Source organism: Pseudomonas sp. S37, assembly GCF_016658545.1.
Lineage (GTDB): Bacteria > Pseudomonadota > Gammaproteobacteria > Pseudomonadales > Pseudomonadaceae > Aquipseudomonas.
The window spans coordinates 1-19,347 of record NZ_JACVZC010000119.1 but is presented as its reverse complement, the minus strand read 5'-3'; the positions used below and the strand labels follow the sequence as shown (position 1 = coordinate 19,347).

The window sequence follows — 19,347 nt, the reverse complement described above, 5'->3', positions numbered from 1 at the left end:
GGCCCCGCCCCCCGGGGCCGGGGGCCCCCCGGGGCCCCCCACCCCCCCCCGGCATTATCCGCAGCGAAGCTAAGTTTCTGGGGGCGCTGCGCACCCCATCGCGACACAAGGCCGCTCCTACAGGGAACCGCGTGCGGCTTCAGAGAGGGGTGGTGCCTGCACGCAACTCCAAGGCCGTACACCCAAACCGCCGCCGCACGCACTTACCCAGGTAACTGGCATCCCCCAACCCGACTTCATCGGCAATCTGCGCCAGGCTGTGGGTGGAGTTGAGCAAGCGCCAGCGCGCCTGCTGCAAGCGCATCTCCAGCCACCAGGCCTTGGCACTCATGCCATGGCTGGCCTGAAACTGCCGGTCCAGCTGGCGCCGGCTGATGCCCAGCTCAGCAGCCAGTTGCTCCACCGCCAACGGCGCCCCCAGGTGATGACGCATCAGCGCCTGCGCCCGCTGCACCTGGCGCCCCTGCCCGGCCCCCAGCTCCAACGAACGCAAGGCATGGCGGCTGTCGCGCGTTTCGTCCACCAGCATGTCGGCCAACCCCTTCAGTGCACGGGTGCGCCCGCAGGCACGTGACAACAGGGCCACGGCAAGGTCGATGGCCGCGGTGCCGCCCGCGCAAGTAATGCGATTGCCATCGATGCAATACAACTGCTCACGCAACACCTGCAAATGCGGGAAGGCCGCACGAAACTCGGCTTCGTGACGCCAGTGCACCACCACCTTGTGCCCCCGCAACAGGCCGCAGGCGGCCAGCAGAAAAGCACCATTGTCGACCCCCACCAGCTTGACCCCGGCCCTGCCTGCCTGCCTGAGCAACGCCTGGTAGCGGGGCGCCAGCGCGGCAGTGGCCATGGCATTGCGCCCGCCGAACAACACCAGGTAGTCGAAACTGGCCAGGTCAAGCTGCCCCGCGACAGCCTCGACCTGCAGCACCGCGCCGCTGCTGGACGGCACCGGGTCAAGGCTGAGCCCTGCAACCGTCCAGCTGCAATAACGTTGCTGGCTGTAGTCCTCGTCGTCGGCACTGAAGCGCAACTTGTCGAGAAAGGCGCCAAACGGCAACAGGGCAAAATCCGGTAACGGCAGTATCAGCAGGCGGATATCGGGTTGCACGAGGCAGCGTCCAAAAGTGACTATTCAATGTCCAGATCATACCCTTGCAGATCACGCATTGCGCCATACACTGGCGCCCTCAATATCACAGGGCAACCTCCACATGGCACTCGACACCTGGCTTATCTACCTGCTGGCCAGCATCGGCCTGTCGCTGACCCCGGGCCCCAACAGCCTGTTGGCGTTGACCCACGGTGCCTTGTACGGCGCGCGACGCACGTTGTTCACCATTGTTGGCGGGGTGTTCGGCTTCAGTGCCCTGATCGCCTTGGCCATGTTCGGCCTCAGTGCCCTGCTGCAAACCTCGGCCTCGGTGCTGGGCGTATTGAAGTGGGTGGGTGGTGCTTATCTGATCTGGCTGGGCATTCAGCTGTGGCGCAGCCCGGGGCTGCACCTGGAGCTGGCCGAACGCAGCGTAAGGCTAAGTAATGCGGGGCTGTTTCGCCAAGGCCTGCTGTCGGCCATGGCCAACCCCAAGGTGCTGCTGTTCTATGGCGCGTTCCTGCCACAGTTCATCGACCCGCAGCGCGGGCTGGCGCTGCAGTTCGTGGTGATGGCGGCGACCTTTGCCAGCGTCGAATTCCTGGTCGAGTACCTGCTGGCGCGGTTGGCGTTCCGCATTCGGCCTTGGTTGGCCAAGGGTGGCAAAGGCTTCAATCGCTGCTGCGGCAGCTTGTTTGCCTTGATTGGTCTGGCGTTGCCGCTAAGTCGATAACACCCAGGCTGTCGCGATCCCTGTAGGAGATCGCGCAGAGAACTGAATTCGCATGCGATCCGCATACCCTGTGGGAGCGGCTTTAGCCGCGAAGAATCCAACGCGGTGCATGGCACCGGCTTCGCCGGTGTTCGCGGCTGAAGCCGCTCCCACAGTGTCCCTGCTAATTCAATGAGTTATGCGCAGTTCTATGAGAGCGCGTTAACCTTCAGGCTCGGCGTGCTTTGACCAAGAAAACCAGCAAGGCCACACCCGGCAACGCAGCCCCCACCAGCGCTACCCCCTGCCAGCCAAACTGGCTGAACACTGCACTGGCCACCGCCGACCCCAGTGCGCCACCGAGGAAGATGCTGGTCATGTACACCGCATTCAGCCGCCCGCGGCTGGCCGGGTCCAGTGCGTACACTTCGCGCTGGCCGATAACCATGTTCATCTGCACGGCAAAGTCCAGCAGTACGCCGGTGAGGCCCAGGCCAATCACGCTATAACCCGGCACTGTCAGCCCTACCAACAAGGCAGCCGGCGCCAGCAGCAGCGCCAGCAACGAACCCGCCCGGGCATGCCCGGCATCAGCCAGGCGGCCGGCCATGGGTGCGGCGACCGCCCCTACCGCGCCTACCAGGGCGAACACGGCAATCTGGCTTTGCGACAAACCATGCTCACCCGCCAGCGCCATTGGCACCGCTGTCCAGTACAGGCTGAACGCGGCAAACATCATGGCCTGGTACAGCGAGCGCTGGCGCAGCAGCGGGTAGCGGCGCAACAGGGTCAGCAGCGACAGCATCAGCCCGGCATAGCTGGCTTTATGCTCGGGCCGACGCTGCGGCAGGGTCAGGGCCAGCAACAGGATGATCGCCAGCATGACCCCGGCAGCGCCAATGAACACCGCACGCCAGCCGAAGTGGTCAGCCACCAGGCTCGACAGAGGTCGCGCCAGCAGGATGCCCAGCAACAGGCCACCCATGATGTTGCCGACTACTCGGCCGCGCTGCTGCTCTGGCGCCAGGTGCGCCGCCAGCGGGATAAGCATCTGCACCGCCACCGAGCTGAAACCGATCAGCAAGGCGTAACCCAGGAACAACTGGCCCTGGCCGCTGCTGCTGGTTCCTGCCAGTAGCAGGCTGACACAGGCCAGCACGGCGGTTGCCACCATCAGCCGGCGGTTTTCCAGCAGGTCGGCCAGCGGCACCAGTAGCAACAGGCCCAGGGCATAGCCCAGCTGAGTGAGGGAGACGATCAGGCTGGCGTGCTCGCTGGACAGCCCCAGGTCCGGGGCAATCAGACCGACGATGGGCTGGGCGTAGTAGATGTTGGCAACGATCGCGCCGCAGCAGAACGCCAACAACACGACCAGGGTCCGGCTCAGGCCGGCGGCTGCCGGTTGCGCTGCGGCAAGGGAAGGATTCATGCGAGGTTCCTCGACAAGGGGTGGTATATGCCGGCCACCTTACCCATGCGCGTCAGCGCCGGGAATCCAGCCTCGGCGCAATGCGCCTTTGCGCCATGCGCAACGCTAGGTACTGCACTTCAACAAGGTTTCGCAAAAGCCGATAAACGCGTTTACCCGCCTTGAGCCGCGGTGATTGGGCAAGTACAGCGCATTGATGCTGTCATTGGCGGTGCCTGGGCTGGCCTGCCAGTCAGGGAATAGCCGCTGCAAGCGCCCGCCCTCGACATCTTCACGCACCAGCCAGTCGGCCAGCAGCGCAATACCGCTTCCGCCCAGTGCGGTTTCACGCAACATGTCGGCATTGGCGCTGCGCAGAGGTCCGCTGACGTCCAGTTCAAGGCTTTCCTGGTCGCGGTTCAGGCGCCAGGGTCGCGCTTTCTGCCCATAGCGAAAACGCAGGCAGGCATGTTCAAGCAACTGCCGGGGATGCTGCAGCGCTTCACGCTCGGCCAGGTAGGCGGGGCTGGCCACCAGCCAGCGCTGGAAGCGCCCAAGCGGGCGGCACACCAGTTCATCATTCGGCGAAGGGTCGCCCAGGCGAATCGACAGGTCGTAGCGCCCGTCGAGCAGGTCATCCAGGCGATCACTTAGATCGATGTCCAGCTCCAACGCCGAGTGCCGCGCCAGAAACGGCCCCAGGTGCGGGGCGATGACCCGCCTGCCGAATTCCACCGGCAGGCACAGGCGCAATACGCCAACGGGCTCCTCGCCACGGTCAGCGACGCTGGCGTCGGCCTCGTCCAGCGCCTCGAAAATATCCCGTGCCCGCTCATAGTAGCGGGCGCCCGCCTCGGTCAGGCTGACCTGGCGCGTCGAGCGGTTGAGCAAGGTGGCACCCAGCGCCGTTTCCAGGGCATCGACCAAGCGTGTCACTGACGATGTCGCCAACCCCAACCTGCGCGCGGCCGCCGAAAAGCCTTGGGCATCGACGGTGGTCACGAACATTTTCATCGCCAGGAGTTTGTCCATTGGCTGGCCATCTTCCAAAACTCGGAAAGTTCTTACAAACAGCCGGGCAGGTCAAGAAGCGCACTGCGCTGTGATTGCGTCCATAGTGGATTTATCACCCTTCAAACGAGACGTACCATGACACCGAACAACCTGCTGACCGCCCTGCCCCCTTGCGATCCCGCTCGCGCCGAGCGTGTGGACCAACTGCTCAGCCGCCCGGGGGTGCGCGTGGAACGCATCGTCTCCAGTGGCCAGGCCAGCCCGCCCGGCTTCTGGTATGACCAGGCTGAAGGCGAGTGGATCGTGTTGCTCAGCGGCGCGGCCGGCCTGCGTTTCGAGCATGAGAACCACACCCGCCTGCTGGCACCGGGCGATTGCCTGGACATCCCGCCGCACTACCGCCACCGGGTGGAATGGACCGCCCCCGGCCAGGCCACCGTCTGGCTGGCAGTGTTCTACAGCAGCGCCACCCCTTGGCCGGCGTAAGCCAGCCCCTCTACAACCAAAGTCGCAATGCAAATTTCTCAGCCAGCATGAACACCTTGTTTAGTGCAATTTTCACCGCACGATCTAAACTTTTAGCCACACCTGAGCAAGTTCAGCCCTGCGACAATCAGCCCCACAAAATTATGTACCAACTTGTTAATTAGCAAGCTAAGGGCTTAAACTGCGCGCATTCCACCTGCTGAGATCCCTGGCATGAACGAAACACCGCGCGCCTCTGGCGCCACAAACATCATCCTGATCGGCCTGGGCGTGGTCATCGCCCTGCTCGGTCTTCTCCTGGCTGCTGGCGGCATCAAGCTCGCCGGCCTGGGCGGTTCCTGGTACTTCCTGATCGGCGGCCTGGCCATGGCCATCGCCGGTATTCTCATCGCTCGCCGCAAGCAGGCGGGTGCCTGGCTGTACGCGCTGTTCCTGGTCGGTACTGCCGTCTGGGCACTGATCGACGCCGGCCTGGTGTTCTGGCCGCTGTTCTCGCGCCTGTTCATGTTCGGTGCCATCGGCATGGTGGTGGCGCTGGTCTACCCGCTGCTGGCACGTGCCAACGGCGCCAGTACCGGCCGGGGTGCCTATGGCATCGCCGCGGTCATGGCAGTGGTGCTGGTGATCGCCGCCGGCAACATGTTCGTTGCCCACCCAAGTGTTGCCCCTAACGGCAAGGGCCCGGGCATGACCCCGGTCGAAGCCGGCAAGGAACAGAAAGACTGGGCCCACTACGGCAACACCGAAGGTGGCAGCCGCTTCGCCGCGCTGGACCAGATCAACCGTGACAACGTCAACAAGCTGAAAGTGGCCTGGACCTACCACACCGGCGACGTGGCCATCAGCGACGGCAACGGTGCCGAAGACCAGCTGACCCCGCTGCAGGTCGGCAACAAGGTGTTTATCTGCACCCCGCACAACAACCTGATCGCCCTCGATGCCGACACCGGCAAAGAGCTGTGGAAGAACGCGATCAACGCCCAGTCCAAGGTCTGGCAGCGTTGCCGTGGCATGGCCTACTTCGACGCCACTGCCGCCATCGCCCAGCCGACCCAGCCGAACAGCTCGCCAATCACCGGCGGTAGCGTGGCGGCCGGTGCCAACTGCCAGCGTCGCCTGCTGACCAACACCATCGATGGCCGCCTGATTGCCGTCGACGCCGACACCGGCGAGTTCTGCCAGGGCTTCGGCAACAACGGCCAGGTCAACCTGATGGCCGGCCTGGGCAATGTGCCGGACTCGTACTACCAGCTGTCCTCGGCACCGCTGATGGCCGGCACCACCGTGGTGGTTGGCGGCCGTGTTGCCGACAACGTCCAGACCGACATGCCAGGCGGCGTGATCCGTGGTTTCGACGTGATCACCGGGGAAATGCGCTGGGCCTTCGACCCGGGCAACCCGGAAGACCGCCAGGCACCGCAAGGCGACAGCACCTACGTGCGCAGCACCCCGAACAGCTGGGCGCCGATGTCTTACGACCCGGCGATGAACACCGTGTTCCTGCCGATGGGCTCGTCGTCCACCGACATCTACGGCGTTGAACGCAACAAGCTGGACCACACCTACGGCGCTTCGGTGCTGGCCCTGGACGCCACCACCGGCAACCAGAAGTGGGTGTACCAGACCGTGCACAACGACCTGTGGGACTTCGACCTGCCAATGCAGCCGAGCCTGATCGACTTCACCAAGGACGACGGCCAGTCGGTACCTGCGGTGGTGATCGGCACCAAGGCCGGGCAGATCTACGTGCTCGACCGCGCTACCGGCAAGCCGCTGACTCAGGTCGACGAAGTGCCGGTCAAGCCAAGCAACATCCCGAACGAGCCGTACTCGCCAACCCAGCCGAAGTCGGTGGGCATGCCGCAGATCGGCGCGCAGACCCTGACCGAATCGGACATGTGGGGCGCTACCCCGTATGACCAGCTGCTGTGCCGCATCGACTTCAAGAAAATGCGCTACGACGGCCTGTACACCGCGCCGGGCACCGACCTGTCGCTGAGCTTCCCGGGTTCGCTGGGTGGCATGAACTGGGGCAGCCTCTCCACCGACCCGGTGCATGGCTTCATCTTCGTCAACGACATGCGCCTGGGCCTGTGGATCCAGATGATTCCGTCGCAGAACAAAGGTGACGCCGCTGCTGGTGGCGAAGCGTTGAACACCGGCATGGGTGCAGTGCCGCTCAAGGGCACCCCGTATGCCGTGAACAAGAACCGCTTCCTGTCGGTGGCCGGTATCCCATGCCAGGCGCCGCCATTCGGCACCCTGACCGCAATCGACATGAAGACCCGCCAGGTAGCCTGGCAGGTACCGGTGGGCACCGTTGAAGACACCGGCCCGCTCGGTATCCGCATGCACCTGCCGATCAAGATCGGCCTGCCAACCCTGGGCGGCACCCTGTCGACCCAAGGCGGCCTGGTGTTCATTGCCGGTACCCAGGACTTCTACCTGCGCGCCTATGACAGCAGCAACGGTAACGAAATCTGGAAGGCTCGCCTGCCAGTGGGCAGCCAGGGCGGCCCGATGACCTACGTCTCGCCGAAGACCGGCAAGCAGTACGTGGTCATTACCGCTGGCGGCGCGCGCCAGTCGACTGACCGTGGCGATTACGTGATTTCTTACGCCTTGCCGTAAGACCGCGTCGCCTGCTTCGCGGGTGAACCCGCTCCCACAGGAGCTAAACTGCCCATGTTGATGGCGCAGTCCTTGTGGGAGCGGGTTCACCCGCGAATAGGCCCCCGAAAACAACACGAGACACAGCAATGCCATCCGCAATCCGCATCACCCCTACCCTGTTGCTGGCCCTGGCCAGCACCACTGCCCTCGCCAACGACGACCTGCTGACCCGCAGCACCCTGACCGGTGACTGGGGCGGCCTGCGCCATCAGCTGGAAGAAGACGGCGTAAAAATCACCGGCGACTACAGCGGTGAAACCGCCTACAACGCCCACGGCGGCCTGCACCGCTCGGCGCGCTATTCACAGAACGTCAAGCTGGGCGTGCAATTCGACCTGTCGAAACTGTACGGCCTGGACAACGGCGGCAAGGTCCAGTTGACCATCAACGACCGCCGCGGCAACAGCGCCTCGGAAGACCTGGTCGGCAACCGCCTGCCAATCCAGGAAAACTACGGCGGCCTGTACACCCGCCTGACCGAGCTGAGCTACGAGCGCACCCTGTTCACTCCGGCGCTCAACGTCAAGCTCGGCTACATGGCCATGGGCAACGACCTCGGCGGCCTGGACAGCGGCATCCTGTGCAACTTCATGAACGCCGGTTTCTGCGGCCACCCGCTGAACATGTCCGGTGGCAGCGGCTGGACCAACTACCCCAACGCCCACTTGGGTGTGCGGGTGAAGTACGACCTGTCGCCAGCCTGGCAGCTGCGCGTGGCGGCATTCAACGTCGACCCCGAGAGCAACGGCAACTCCAGCCGCGCCTGGCACCTGGGGCCCAAGCACACCACTGGCACCGTGGTGCCGGTGGAGCTGGTGTACAAGCTGCAGGGTGAACTGCCGGGCGAGTACAAGCTGGGCTACTACTACGACAGCTCCGACGTGAAACGCATCGGCAGCGACGACGAAGTGTCGGGGCGCGGTGGCCACTACCTGCTGGTCGACCAGGCGGTGTGGAACGATCAGGCCTCGCCTGGCCGCAGCCTGCACGCTTTCGGCCAGTACTCGGCATCGAGCAAGGCCGCCTCGCCGTTCACCAAGTGGTATGGCGCCGGTGTGGTGCTGTACAAGCCGTTCGAAGGCCGGCCGAAGGATACCGTGGCACTGGGTTACGGCCGCGCCGTGCCAAACCCGCGTAGCCGCGATGTGCTGGAAGATGCCGCATTCAATGCAGGCCAGCAGTTCCCCGATATCGACAGCGCCGAGCAGCTTATCGAGCTGAGCTACGGCTACCAGGCCACGCCGTGGCTGAACCTGCGCCCGGATGTGCAATACATCATCGAGCCGGGGGCGTTCTCTGGTAAAGACATCGACAACGCGTTGGTGGTGGGCCTGCAGGTCAAGGCAACCTTCTAAGGCGCCGCGGCCCATTCGCGGGCATGCCCGCTCCCACAGGGATGGCACAGGCCTCAAGGGCGGTGAGGTCCCTGTAGGAGCGGGTTTACCCGCGAATAGGCCGGCACTGAAAGAATACTGTCACTGGCATACACCTCCCCCCCGGTCTTTACTCAACCCTTCACTGCTAGGAAGGGCAAGACCAATGAGCAGCGCAACGGAAGGCAAACTCAACGTCTGGGCGCTCACTGCCCTGGTCGTCGGCTCCATGGTCGGCGCCGGTATCTTCTCCCTCCCGGCCACCTTCGGCCGCGCCACCGGTGGCCTGGGCGCGATCATTGCCTGGTGCATCGCCGGCCTCGGCATGCTGATGCTCGCCTTCGTGTTCCAGACCCTCGCCCGCCGCCGCCCGGACCTCGACTCGGGCATTTACGCCTACGCCAGCGCGGGCTTCGGCAGCTACCTGGGCTTTGCCTCGGCGTTCGGTTTCTGGGCCGGCACCTGCATCGGCAACGTCTCCTACTTCATCCTGATCAAATCGACACTCGGTGCGTTCTTCCCGGTGTTCGGCGACGGCAATACGGTCGCCGCCATCGCTGCGTCCTCGGTGCTGCTGTGGGCCTTTCACTTTCTGGTACTGCGCGGTGTGCAACAGGCGGCGGTGATCAACAGCATCGCCACAGTGGCGAAAATGATCCCGATATTGGTGTTCATCGTGGTGATCTTCGCCGCGTTTGACAGCGACCTGTTCAGCCAGAACTTCTGGGGCGTCACCGCCGCCGGCCCGGCCGCCGACCTGGCCCACCTCGACGACTACGGCCGGGTCGGGCATGCCGCCGCCGAATTGCTGCCACCCGGTGAGTCGCTGTTTGAGCAGGTACGCAGCACCATGCTGGTGACCGTGTTCGTGTTCCTCGGCATCGAGGGCGCCAGCGTGTATTCACGCTATGCCCGCAACCGCCGCGACGTAGGCATCGCCACGGTGCTGGGTTTTGTCGGCGTGCTGTGCCTGCTGGTGCTGATCACCCTGCTCAGCTACGGGGTGATGCTGCGCCCGGAACTGGCCGGGCTGCGCCAGCCGTCGATGGCCGGGGTGCTGGAGGCAATTGTCGGGCGCTGGGGGGCGATCTTTATCAGCATCGGCCTGATCATTTCGGTGCTGGGCGCCTACCTGTCGTGGACGCTGCTGGCTGCCGAGGTGCTGTACTCGGCCGCTCATGACCAGGCCATGCCGGCTTTTCTCACCCGGCAGAACCCGCACCAGGTGCCTGCGGCGGCACTGTGGTTGACCACCTTGTTCGTGCAACTGTTCCTGCTGCTGACCTGGTTTACCGAATACGCCTTTACCCTGGCACTGGAACTGACCAGTTCGCTGACCTTGATCCCCTACCTGTTGGTGGCAGCCTATGCGCTGAAACTGGCGGTGAGCCGGGAGACCTATCAGCAAGGTGCGCCCGAACGTGGCAAGGACCTGCTGGTGGCCTTGCTGGCGACCGCTTATGCGGTGCTGATGGTGTGGGCGGGCGGCATGAAGTACCTGCTGCTGTCGGCGGTGATCTATGGGCCGGGCACGGTGCTGTACATCAAGGCGAGGATGGAGCAGCAGCGGCAGGTGTTCAGCGGGTTCGAGCGGGTGGTGTTTGCGGTGGTGGTGCTGGGGGCGGTGATTGCGGTTTATGGGTTGGTCAGTGGGGCTATTGAAATCTGAGTAGAGGGCTGATGGCCCATTCGCGGGTAAACCCGCTCCCACAGGGACGGCGCAGGCCTTAAGGGCAGTGAGATCCCTGTGGGAGCGGGTTCACCCGCGAAGAAGCCAACACCGTCAATCCTGCTTCAGGTAATCCACCAGCCTGAGCAGCATGGCATCACAGCCCTGCAATTGCTCGACACTGACAAACTCATCCGGCTTGTGCCCCTGGTCCATGCTGCCAGGCCCGCACACCACGGTCGGGATCCCTGCCTGGTCGAACAGCCCGCCTTCGGTGCCAAACGCCACCGTACCAAACTGATCCGAGCCACTGAGCAACGCCACCAGCTGCGCAGCTTCGCTGTCCTCCGGTGTAGCCAACCCAGGATAGGCACTCAGCGGCTGCAGGCGAATGGCGCTGTCGGCGTGGACCTTGCGCATGCGCGGCAGCAACTCAGCCTCGGCATAGGTTTGCAGCTGGTCAGCCACCGCCTGTGCCTCGAACCCCGGCAAGGCACGCACCTCGAAATCGAATTCGCACTCGGCTGGCACGATGTTCAGCGCCCTGCCCCCTTTGATAACCCCGGTCTGCACCGTGGAGAACGGCGGGTCGAAACGCTCGTCGTAATGCTGCGGCAAGGCCAGCGCGTCGCCGATATCACCCAGTTTGCCGATCAGCCTGGCGGCATACTCGATGGCATTCACCCCATACGGTGCATACGCCGAATGGCAGGCAGCACCCTGCACCTGGCAGCGCATCGCCAGTTTGCCCTTGTGCCCCAACACCGGTTTGAGCTCGGTGGGCTCACCTATCAGGCACAGCCGCGGTTTGTGCGGGCGCTGTTCGAGCGCTGCGAGCATCGAGCGTACGCCCAGGCAGCCGACTTCTTCATCATAGGAAAACGCCAGGTGTACCGGCATGCGCAATGGCTGAGCGAGGAATGCAGGCACGGCTGCCAGCACCGACGCGATGAAGCCTTTCATGTCGGCTGTGCCACGGCCATACAAGCAGCCATCGCGTTCGCTGAGGGCAAACGGCTCGACCGTCCAGGCCTGGCCGTCCACCGGCACCACGTCGGTATGCCCGGACAGCACCACGCCGCCAACATCCTTGGGGCCGATGGTGGCAAACAGGTTGGCCTTGGTGCCCTCCGGGTTGTGGAACAGCTCGCATTCCACGCCCAACCCGGCCAGGTAATCGCGAATGAAGCCGATCAGCGCCAGGTTGGAGTCGCGGCTGACCGTGGCAAAGCCGATCAGCCGGGCCAGCAGCGTGCGGCTGGCAAACTCACTCATCGCCCGGCACCCCGTAGCTTGGCGCGGAGGTCGGGTTGAGGGCGCGGGTGACGTAGTCCTGCATTTGTGGGCGGTAGGCTTGCCACAGGCCATCGAGCGCTCCGATAGGGTCGTTGTCGGCCCAGTCGACGCGCAGGTCCACCAGTGGCCAGGTCAGCTCACCCGCAATTTTAAGCGCCGCCGAGTGCACCGGCCCCGCCTCACCGCCCGCAGCCATTGCCGCGTGCATGGCCGCCAGCAGGCGGTCGGCCAGGTGCCCGCCGGCCTGTTCGAAGGCCAGCACCATCGCTTCGATCACCTGGGTCGAGGCCAGCAGGTTGCCCGCCGCCGCGCATTGCTCGCCGGCCACGGCATTGTGTGTGCCAAGCGCCTCGCGCCCCGTGAACAAGGCCACCTGGCCGTTGCTGTCGATCACCGTCACCTGGCGGTACTCGCTCCAGCCATTGGCGCTCAACACCCGGTCCAGCGCTGCGGCGGGTGGCAACTGGTCCTGTTCCATGGCATCAAGAATCTGCGGGCCCAGCGCCGGCAGGGTGATGTTCTGGGTAGAGACCGCGCCCACACCGGCACGCACCCACGGGCAACGGGCCCCCACGGCAATGCTCGACGAGCTGATGGCGATACCGACCTGGCCGGTTTCCTGGCAACGACCAATGATGGAGAACGTCATGTCTAGGTTCCTGTTGTGCTGTGCGATATACGGCATTCTGGGTGGAACCTTCGGGCTGGCGAAACGACCTTTTTCCGAGGGGTTAGGCAGGAAAAAACTAGGCTGGGGCAGAGATCGAGCGCCGCGCGGGCGGCGCTCGATCTGCGCACCACCTCAAAATCCACGGCATGCACCCGAGCAACCCACCCCTCAAGCCATAGAACACGGGGCCTTCGCCGTTTTATCGGCAAGCCCCAGCTAAATACTATTTTCGTCATTTCCACAGCATCCCTAGTCTGGCCCCAGGCAACGGCGGTCCTCCAAACCGACCTGACAAAAACCGCCTGAACAAGGGCTCGGACATGACACTGAACAATCTCGAAATCGACACCCTCGTGGTCGGCGCCGGCCAGGCCGGCGTGGCCATGAGCGAACACCTGAGCAAGCTTGGCGTGCCGCACCTGGTGCTGGAGCGCAAGCGCATTGCCGAGGCCTGGCGCACTGGCCGCTGGGACTCGCTGGTGGCCAACGGCCCGGTCTGGCATGACCGCTTCCCTGGGCTTGAATTCAACCTCGACGCCGACGCCTTCGCCGGCAAGGACCAGGTGGCCGAATACTTCGAGCAGTACGTACGCAAGTACAACCTGCCGGTGCGCACCGGTATCGAAGTGAAGAAAGTGGTGCGCAACAGCGACCGCCCTGGCTTTACCATCGAGACCAACGAAGGCGTGATCCGCGCCAACCGCGTAGTCGCCGCCACCGGCCCGTTCCAGAAGCCGGTCATCCCGGCCATCGCGCCGAAAGATGCCAACCTGCACCAGATCCATTCCGCTGCCTACTTCAACCCCGAGCAACTGCCCGAGGGCGCAGTACTGGTAGTGGGGGCCGGTTCCTCCGGCGTGCAGATCGCCGAAGAGCTGATGCGCGCAGGCCGCCAGGTGTACCTGTCGGTCGGCGCCCACGACCGCCCACCGCGTGCCTACCGCAACCGCGATTTCTGCTGGTGGCTGGGTGTGCTGGGTGAGTGGGACGCGGAAATCGCCAAGCCCGGCCGCGAACACGTGACCATCGCCGTGAGCGGCGCCCGTGGCGGCCACACCGTGGACTTCCGTGCCCTTGCCCACCAGGGCATGACCCTGGTCGGCCTGACCCAGTCGTTCGACAACGGCGTGGCGCGTTTCCAGGACAACCTGGTTGAAAACATCAACCGTGGCGACGACAACTACCTGGCCCTGCTGGATGCCGCCGACGCCTACATTGAGCGCAACGGCCTGGACCTGCCGGAAGAGCCCGAAGCCCGCCAGCGCCTGGCCGACCCGGCATGCATGGTCAACCCGCTGCAGCAGCTGGACCTGGCCCAGGCCGGCGTCACCAGCATTATCTGGGCCACCGGTTACGGCGTGGATTTCAGCTGGTTGCAGGTGGACACCTTCGACGCCAACGGCAAGCCCCAGCACCAGCGCGGCGTGGCCCGCGAACCGGGCGTGTACTTCCTCGGCCTGCCATGGCTGTCTCGCCGCGGCTCGTCGTTCATCTGGGGCGTGTGGCACGACGCCAAGCACGTCGCCGGCCATATCGCCACGCAACGCACCTATACCGCCTACCGCGACCGCGACCAACGCGCTGCGGATGAGCAGCAACCCGCCAAGATCAGCAACGTCAGCACCCTCGGAGCCCACTGATGCCTACCCATACTCGCATCCGCATGTTCAACACCAAGGCAACCTACCCCAACCAGACCCTGGACAACGACCTGTGCCAGGCGGTGCGGGCCGGCAACACCATCTATGTGCGTGGCCAGGTGGGTACCGACTTCGAAGGCAGGCTGGTGGGCCTGGGTGACCCGCAGGCGCAGGCCGAACAAGCCATGAAAAACGTCAAGCAACTGCTTGAAGAAGCAGGTTCGGACCTGTCGCACATCGTCAAGACCACCACCTACATCACCGACCCGCGCTTCCGCGAGCCGGTGTACAAGGAAGTGGGCAAGTGGCTCAAGGGCGTGTTCCCGATTTCCACCGGGCTGGTGGTGGCCGGTTTGGCCCAGGCCGAATGGCTGATGGAGATCGACGTGATCGCCGTGGTACCGGATCAGGCATGACCGGCAGCCTGTAACGCACGGGTCGAGCGTGCAGCAGCTGCCAGGCGCGCTTGCCCGTGTAAATGGGCGCAGGGCACTTCTGCGCTGATGCACACGTCTTCGGGCAACGCGGCGAGCAACTGCACCAGCGGCAGTTGCCCGTCGCCTGGCAGCAAACGGCCCTCGCGGGCTTCCTGGATGATCAGTGCGTCAGCGGGCGCCTGCAGCGGTGCATCACAAAGCTGAAGCGCACGCAGCCAGCGCGGGTCGACTGCAGCAAGGTCCGCCACCTGCCCGCCCGAACGGAACAGGTGCAAGGCATCGACCAGCACGCCGCCGTTGTCCTGCCCTGCCCCCGCTACCACGGCGCAAGCCTGTTGCAGGGTTGCCACCGGGCGCCAGCGCATGAACTCCAGGTCTACCCGCAAGCCATGGCCACGCGCCAGTTCGCACAGCGCCGCAAAGTTGCCGGTCAGCCGTGCAACGTCGTCATCGTCCCCGGACACCGTCAGGCTCTGCGCCCCCAGCTCGGCACCTGCGGCCAACAGCGCCTGGTAGTCAGCGACCTGCGTGTGTGCCGTCAACGAAACAAACTCGATGTCGGTAACGCACACACCTTCCCCCGCCATGACCGCGCGCAGCTCCCGTAACGCCTCGCTTCCTGCAGCAACGGGGTAGGCCTGTGCCCCCGGCATGACCGGGTGCAGGCGCAGCCCCACCGCACTGAAACCGGCGATGCGCGCCTCACGCACCAGCCTGGCCGGCGCCAGCTCCAGTGCCGTCAGGTGCGCCACACCCAGCCCTTTCAATAGGTCGCCCTCCCGCCACTGAGGTCGAACACGAAGCCGGTGGTAAAGCTGCATTCCGGCCCGGCAATCCAGCTGACCATGTTGGCGATTTCCTCGGCCTTGAGGAAGCGCCCCATGGGGATCTTGGCCTTGCTCGCGGCGATGTGTTCGGCGGTCATCTCGGCCATCAGCGGTGTCTCGACCATGGCTGGCGCCACGCAGTTGAGCAGCACGCCGTCCTGCGCCAGCTCCTTGGCCGCCGCCTTGGTGAAGGCGATGACCCCGGCTTTGGCTGCCGAATAGGCCGAGATGTACTGCACGCCGTCCTTGCCGGCCATGGACGCGATGTTGACGATGCGCCCGTAGCGGTTTTCACGCATGTGCGGGATGGCGGTGCGGCAGCAATAGAACACGCCGTTCAAATCGATGGCGATGACCTTGTCCCAGGCCTCTGGCGGGTAGTCCCACGACGCCACCACCGGGCCGTTGATGCCGGCGTTGTTGACCAGGATATGCACCTGCCCCAGGCGCGCCAGGGTCTCGGCGAAGGCCGCCTCTACCGAGGCCAGCGACGACACATCCACCGCCTGGCGCAGCACCGGCTCAAAGCCGTTTTCGGCGGGGTTCCAGCCATCGACGGCCAGGTCCCAGATCACCACCTGGGCGCCCGCGGCGTGCAGGCGCTGGGCGATTGCCAGGCCGATGCCGCGCATGCCACCGGTAACGATTGCGGTCTGGCCTTGCAGGTACTGGCTCATTGTTTTGCTCCATTTTCGACAGAAGGAATATCCGGCAAGCGACGCAGGTCGCTGACCATGAACAGGTAGCACAGCGCGCCGAGCACGGTGATCGAGGCCACGAACGCCAGGGCCCAGACGAACGACCCGGTCAGCGAAACGATGATGCCGATGGTTAGCGGGGTGACGATGCCGGCCGCGTTGGCGAACAGGTTGAACAAGCCGCCGCTGAGGCCCAACAGGCCTTTGGGGGCGATATCGGAAACGATCATCCAGGCCAGTGCCGACATGCCCTGGGCGAAATAGGCGATGCACAGGATGGCGATCACCAACGCGTCGGACTCGACGTAGTTGGCCAGCACGATGACCGAAGCGGTCAGCAGCCCGGCGATCACCGGCAACTTGCGCGCCACGTTCAGCGAGTAGCCACGGCGCAGCAAGGCGTCGGACAGCCAGCCACCGACCAGCGTGCCCAGCGAGGCGGCAATGAACGGCAGCACTGCCACCCAGCCGACCTTGAGCCAGGGCATGTGCCGTTCGGTCACCAGGTAAGTAGGGAACCAGGTAAGGAAGAACACATTGGTCGAGTTGCAGGCGAACTGGCCCAGGCAGATGCCCAGCATGTTGCGGTGCTTGAGCAGCGCCGGAATCTGCGACCAACTGAACGCGGTGGCTTTCTGCCCGCCATCGACCACCCCGCCGCCTGCCGCGATGTAGTCCAGTTCGGCCTGGTTGGCCGTGGTCGACTGGTACGGCTCATGGTATTTGCGCCACCACACCAGGCCGTAGAGGATGCCCAGCAGGCCGACGGCCAGCAACAGGAAGCGCCAGCCGTAGGCGTGCAGCACCCAGAACAGCAGCGGCGTCAGGAATGCCAGGCCGGTGTACTCGGCAAAGGTGTAGATACCGGTTGCCCTGGCCCGCTCGCTCTGCGGGAACCAGGTGGCGACCACGCGGCTGTTGGTCGGGAAGCACGGTGCTTCGGTTGCGCCGACCAGAAAGCGCATGCCCAGCAACGACAGGAAGCCCTGGGCCAGCCCTTGCAGGCCGGTGAACAGCGACCACAGGGTCAGTGCCAGCCAGTAGGTCAGCTTGGTACCCAGGCGGTCGATGAGGATACCGCCCGGGATCTGCGCGGCAGCGTAGGTCCAGGAAAAGGCGGAAAAGATCACCCCCATCATCGCCGCATTCAGGCCCAGGTCGGCACTGATGCTGGGCGCGGCAATGCCCATCACGCTGCGGTCGAGGTAGTTGATCATGGTGCCGCCGGAAATCAGCGCCAGAATCATGAAACGGGTGCGGGTGCGCTGCTGTGCGCGCGCCGGGGTGTCGAACACCCCGAGGTTGGCGTTCTGCTCAGTGTTCATGACGATTGCTCTCTTGTTATTGGAATGGCAAACAACCGGGCTTCAGGCAAACCCGAACAGACGGCGCGGGGTATCCCACATCACCGCATGGCGCTGCCGGGCATCGGGCATCAACTGTTCGGCCAGTTTCAGCAGCGGGCCGTAGTCCACCCGCGAGCGCTGGCGAATGAACGGCCAGTCCGAGCCCCACACACAGGCCTCGGCGCCGAAGGCTTCAAGCAGCGCTTGCACATAGGCTCTGCTCTGCTCCAGCAAGGCATCCGCCGCGGCGAACTTCTGCATGCCCGACAGCTTTACGCAGGCGCGACCGCTGTCGGCCAGCCGCAGCAAGGCCTGGAAGCCGGCTTGCTGCACCCCTGCCGCTATATCCGGGCGGCCGCAATGGTCGATCAGCAGGCGTGCCTGCGAGCCTTGCAGCAGGCCGTGCAGGTCCAGCAACTGGTCTTCGCACACCTGTACCTGGGCGAACAGGCCAAGCTCGGCCAGCTTGCCGAATAACGGGTCCACACCCTTGAGGCTGGCTACCCCATACAGCGCGGGGTTGAAGGCGATGCCGACCACCCCTTGCGCCTGCAATGCCGCCAGTGCGTCGAGGCTGATATCCGTCTCGACCACCGCCACACCCTTGAACCGCCCCTGCCCGGTGGCCAAGGCGTGCAGCAGGCAGCGGTTGTCTGTGTGGTAGCCGCTGTTGGGGCCTACCAACAAGGCATGTTGCACCCCGTAGGCGTCCATCACCCGGGTGAACTGTTCCTGGGTGGCGACTTCCTGGCCCGAAGGCGCATAGGGCGCGTCGGGGTGGTAAGGAAACCGCGCGGGGTCAAACAAATGGTTATGGCAATCGATCTTCGCTTCATCAAAGATGTTCACGCAGCACTCCCGTCAAGCGCCGCTGCGCTTGTCTGCAGATCTTGTTATTGTGCGCCGCAAGGGCGATCAGGCTGGGGTTCACGATACTGCGTGGCCGGGTTTGGCGCTCATACCCAGATGGCGAAGACCATAACCGAAGGTAATACACATGCTGCTTGGCAACGAAGGCGCAGACACCAGCCCCATGGTGTTCAAACTGCGGCACATGGAAGTGTTCCGTGCCGTGATGCTGACCGGCTCGATCAGCGCCGCGGCCAAGCTGCTGTATGTGTCGCAGCCGGCTGTAAGCAAGCTGATCCAGTACATCGAAGGGCGGCTGAGCTACCCGCTGTTCGAACGCATCAACAACCGCCTGGTACCCACGGCCGAGGCGCAGGTGCTGTTCCGCGAAGTCGAGCGGGTGTACCAGGCCGCGCTGGAAGTCAACGAATGCGCCCTGGCACTCGGTGCCGGAGGCCAGCGCAAGCTGCGTATCTCGTGCAGTGCGTCGTTGTCGACGGTGGTGATCCCGATTGCCCTGGCCCAGCTCAAGCGCGAATCACCGTCGCTGAACATCGAATGGCAGACCTCGCTGATGGGCGAGATGCCCAACCAGATCCTGTCGAAGAAGGTCGACCTGTCGATTGCCGCGCTGCCGGTGGTGCACGACCACCTGCACTCGCAGGCGTTCATGCGCGGGCGCATGGTGGTGGTGATGCCGCCCGGCCACCCGCTGGCCGGGCAAACTTCGCTGACCCTGCAACAGCTGGAAGGCCATGCCCTGCTGCTGTTCCGGCCCGACATGCCGTTCGGCAAGCTGCTGGCCGGGCACATCGAGCGGCGCGGCTTGCAACTGAAATCACTGTTGTCGTTTACCAATGCCAACGAGGCGGTGGCACTGGTCAGGCAAGGCATGGGCCTCAGCATTATCGACGAGTTCGTGGCGCAGGACAGCGGGCTGGCGGTGGTGCCGTTGGCTGACGAAATTCACTTCGATATCAGCTTTGTTTATTCGCGCTTCGAGCCACCGTCGCATGCAGCGCTGCATTTGATGAAGGTGTTGCAGGGGCAGGCGCAGAAGCTGGGACGGGCGATTGCGCCGAGCTGACTCTGCAAGCCGACGTGGTCCCTGTAGGAGCCGGGGGGGGGGGGGGGGGGGGGGGGGGGGGGGGGG

At 64.5% G+C, this 19,347-nt stretch carries 17 protein-coding genes; 8 read left to right on the top strand and 9 right to left on the bottom strand.

Annotated features, from left to right (window positions below; genetic code table 11):
• Positions 1 to 139 precede the first annotated feature (139 nt).
• The gene (locus tag IAE39_RS24815; protein WP_201207152.1) at positions 140 to 1,114 is read right to left on the bottom strand and encodes a GlxA family transcriptional regulator; all 975 of its coding nucleotides are present in this window, start codon (positions 1,112 to 1,114) and stop codon (positions 140 to 142) included.
• 103 nt (positions 1,115 to 1,217) lie between these two features.
• On the opposite strand from IAE39_RS24815, the gene IAE39_RS24810 reads away from it, so the two are divergent.
• Entirely contained in the window at positions 1,218 to 1,829 is a 612-nt protein-coding gene (locus IAE39_RS24810) for a LysE family translocator (protein ID WP_201207151.1), read from the top strand.
• 208 nt (positions 1,830 to 2,037) lie between these two features.
• Here the strand turns inward: IAE39_RS24810 and IAE39_RS24805 are convergent, their stop codons facing one another.
• Together IAE39_RS24805 and IAE39_RS24800 are read right to left on the bottom strand one after the other, a co-directional pair.
• On the bottom strand, positions 2,038 to 3,237 hold the full coding sequence (locus IAE39_RS24805; protein ID WP_201207150.1) for an MFS transporter: 1,200 nt from the start codon (positions 3,235 to 3,237) through the stop codon (positions 2,038 to 2,040).
• Positions 3,238 to 3,342: 105 nt separating this feature from the next.
• Positions 3,343 to 4,248, bottom strand: coding sequence for a LysR family transcriptional regulator (locus IAE39_RS24800; RefSeq protein ID WP_201207149.1), 906 nt, complete (start codon positions 4,246 to 4,248; stop codon positions 3,343 to 3,345).
• Between the two features lie 117 nt (positions 4,249 to 4,365).
• Between IAE39_RS24800 and IAE39_RS24795 the strand changes: the two genes are divergently transcribed.
• From IAE39_RS24795 to IAE39_RS24780, 4 genes are all read left to right on the top strand, one after another.
• Positions 4,366 to 4,716, top strand: coding sequence for a cupin domain-containing protein (locus tag IAE39_RS24795; protein ID WP_201207148.1), 351 nt, complete (start codon positions 4,366 to 4,368; stop codon positions 4,714 to 4,716).
• Between the two features lie 213 nt (positions 4,717 to 4,929).
• Positions 4,930 to 7,347: a glucose/quinate/shikimate family membrane-bound PQQ-dependent dehydrogenase gene (locus IAE39_RS24790; RefSeq protein ID WP_201207147.1), complete on the top strand. Its 2,418-nt coding sequence runs from the start codon at positions 4,930 to 4,932 to the stop codon at positions 7,345 to 7,347.
• A gap of 128 nt (positions 7,348 to 7,475) precedes the next feature.
• Positions 7,476 to 8,744, top strand: a complete 1,269-nt coding sequence (locus IAE39_RS24785; RefSeq protein ID WP_201207146.1) for a carbohydrate porin — start codon at positions 7,476 to 7,478, stop codon at positions 8,742 to 8,744.
• 184 nt (positions 8,745 to 8,928) lie between these two features.
• Positions 8,929 to 10,431: an amino acid permease gene (locus IAE39_RS24780; protein WP_201207145.1), complete on the top strand. Its 1,503-nt coding sequence runs from the start codon at positions 8,929 to 8,931 to the stop codon at positions 10,429 to 10,431.
• Positions 10,432 to 10,545: 114 nt separating this feature from the next.
• On the opposite strand, the gene argE is transcribed toward IAE39_RS24780, so the two are convergent.
• Both argE and IAE39_RS24770 read right to left on the bottom strand, forming a co-directional pair.
• Complete coding sequence (gene argE / locus IAE39_RS24775; protein WP_201207144.1) at positions 10,546 to 11,706, bottom strand: acetylornithine deacetylase; 1,161 nt, start codon at positions 11,704 to 11,706, stop codon at positions 10,546 to 10,548.
• A complete protein-coding gene (locus IAE39_RS24770) occupies positions 11,699 to 12,376 on the bottom strand; it encodes a DUF1028 domain-containing protein (RefSeq protein WP_201207143.1) in 678 nt (225 codons plus the stop codon). The genes argE and IAE39_RS24770 overlap by 8 nt, the downstream gene beginning before the upstream one ends.
• A 341-nt stretch (positions 12,377 to 12,717) precedes the next feature.
• Here IAE39_RS24770 and IAE39_RS24765 point away from each other — a divergent pair, with 341 nt between their 5' ends.
• Positions 12,718 to 14,037: a flavin-containing monooxygenase gene (locus tag IAE39_RS24765; protein WP_201207142.1), complete on the top strand. Its 1,320-nt coding sequence runs from the start codon at positions 12,718 to 12,720 to the stop codon at positions 14,035 to 14,037.
• Positions 14,037 to 14,453: a RidA family protein gene (locus tag IAE39_RS24760; RefSeq protein WP_094011146.1), complete on the top strand. Its 417-nt coding sequence runs from the start codon at positions 14,037 to 14,039 to the stop codon at positions 14,451 to 14,453. The genes IAE39_RS24765 and IAE39_RS24760 overlap by 1 nt, the downstream gene beginning before the upstream one ends.
• Here the strand turns inward: IAE39_RS24760 and IAE39_RS24755 are convergent.
• The 4 genes from IAE39_RS24755 to IAE39_RS24740 are packed head-to-tail and all read right to left on the bottom strand — an operon-like array spanning position 14,444 to position 18,194.
• A complete protein-coding gene (locus IAE39_RS24755; RefSeq protein ID WP_201207141.1) occupies positions 14,444 to 15,241 on the bottom strand; it encodes a sugar phosphate isomerase/epimerase family protein in 798 nt (265 codons plus the stop codon). The two genes, IAE39_RS24760 and IAE39_RS24755, sit on opposite strands and share 10 nt — an antisense overlap.
• Complete coding sequence (locus tag IAE39_RS24750) at positions 15,238 to 15,978, bottom strand: SDR family NAD(P)-dependent oxidoreductase (protein ID WP_201207140.1); 741 nt, start codon at positions 15,976 to 15,978, stop codon at positions 15,238 to 15,240. Before IAE39_RS24750 ends, IAE39_RS24755 begins: the two co-directional genes overlap by 4 nt.
• On the bottom strand, positions 15,975 to 17,324 hold the full coding sequence (locus IAE39_RS24745) for an MFS transporter (RefSeq protein ID WP_201207139.1): 1,350 nt from the start codon (positions 17,322 to 17,324) through the stop codon (positions 15,975 to 15,977). Before IAE39_RS24745 ends, IAE39_RS24750 begins: the two co-directional genes overlap by 4 nt.
• Positions 17,325 to 17,366: 42 nt before the next feature.
• Positions 17,367 to 18,194 carry an amidohydrolase family protein gene (locus IAE39_RS24740; protein WP_201207138.1) on the bottom strand — a complete coding sequence of 276 codons (828 nt, stop codon included), beginning with the start codon at positions 18,192 to 18,194 and terminating at the stop codon, positions 17,367 to 17,369.
• A gap of 148 nt (positions 18,195 to 18,342) precedes the next feature.
• Here IAE39_RS24740 and IAE39_RS24735 point away from each other — a divergent pair, with 148 nt between their 5' ends.
• A complete protein-coding gene (locus IAE39_RS24735) occupies positions 18,343 to 19,281 on the top strand; it encodes a LysR family transcriptional regulator (RefSeq protein ID WP_201207137.1) in 939 nt (312 codons plus the stop codon).
• Positions 19,282 to 19,347 lie beyond the last annotated feature (66 nt).

Coding starts and splice junctions, on each gene's coding strand:
- IAE39_RS24810 (WP_201207151.1), top strand. CDS start 1,218: ATGGCACTCGACACCTGGCTTATCTACCTGCTGGCCAGCATCGGCCTG.
- IAE39_RS24805 (WP_201207150.1), bottom strand. CDS start 3,237: ATGAATCCTTCCCTTGCCGCAGCGCAACCGGCAGCCGCCGGCCTGAGC.
- IAE39_RS24800 (WP_201207149.1), bottom strand. CDS start 4,248: ATGGACAAACTCCTGGCGATGAAAATGTTCGTGACCACCGTCGATGCC.
- IAE39_RS24795 (WP_201207148.1), top strand. CDS start 4,366: ATGACACCGAACAACCTGCTGACCGCCCTGCCCCCTTGCGATCCCGCT.
- IAE39_RS24790 (WP_201207147.1), top strand. CDS start 4,930: ATGAACGAAACACCGCGCGCCTCTGGCGCCACAAACATCATCCTGATC.
- IAE39_RS24785 (WP_201207146.1), top strand. CDS start 7,476: ATGCCATCCGCAATCCGCATCACCCCTACCCTGTTGCTGGCCCTGGCC.
- IAE39_RS24780 (WP_201207145.1), top strand. CDS start 8,929: ATGAGCAGCGCAACGGAAGGCAAACTCAACGTCTGGGCGCTCACTGCC.
- argE (WP_201207144.1), bottom strand. CDS start 11,706: ATGAGTGAGTTTGCCAGCCGCACGCTGCTGGCCCGGCTGATCGGCTTT.
- IAE39_RS24770 (WP_201207143.1), bottom strand. CDS start 12,376: ATGACGTTCTCCATCATTGGTCGTTGCCAGGAAACCGGCCAGGTCGGT.
- IAE39_RS24765 (WP_201207142.1), top strand. CDS start 12,718: ATGACACTGAACAATCTCGAAATCGACACCCTCGTGGTCGGCGCCGGC.
- IAE39_RS24760 (WP_094011146.1), top strand. CDS start 14,037: ATGCCTACCCATACTCGCATCCGCATGTTCAACACCAAGGCAACCTAC.
- IAE39_RS24750 (WP_201207140.1), bottom strand. CDS start 15,978: ATGAGCCAGTACCTGCAAGGCCAGACCGCAATCGTTACCGGTGGCATG.
- IAE39_RS24745 (WP_201207139.1), bottom strand. CDS start 17,324: ATGAACACTGAGCAGAACGCCAACCTCGGGGTGTTCGACACCCCGGCG.
- IAE39_RS24735 (WP_201207137.1), top strand. CDS start 18,343: ATGCTGCTTGGCAACGAAGGCGCAGACACCAGCCCCATGGTGTTCAAA.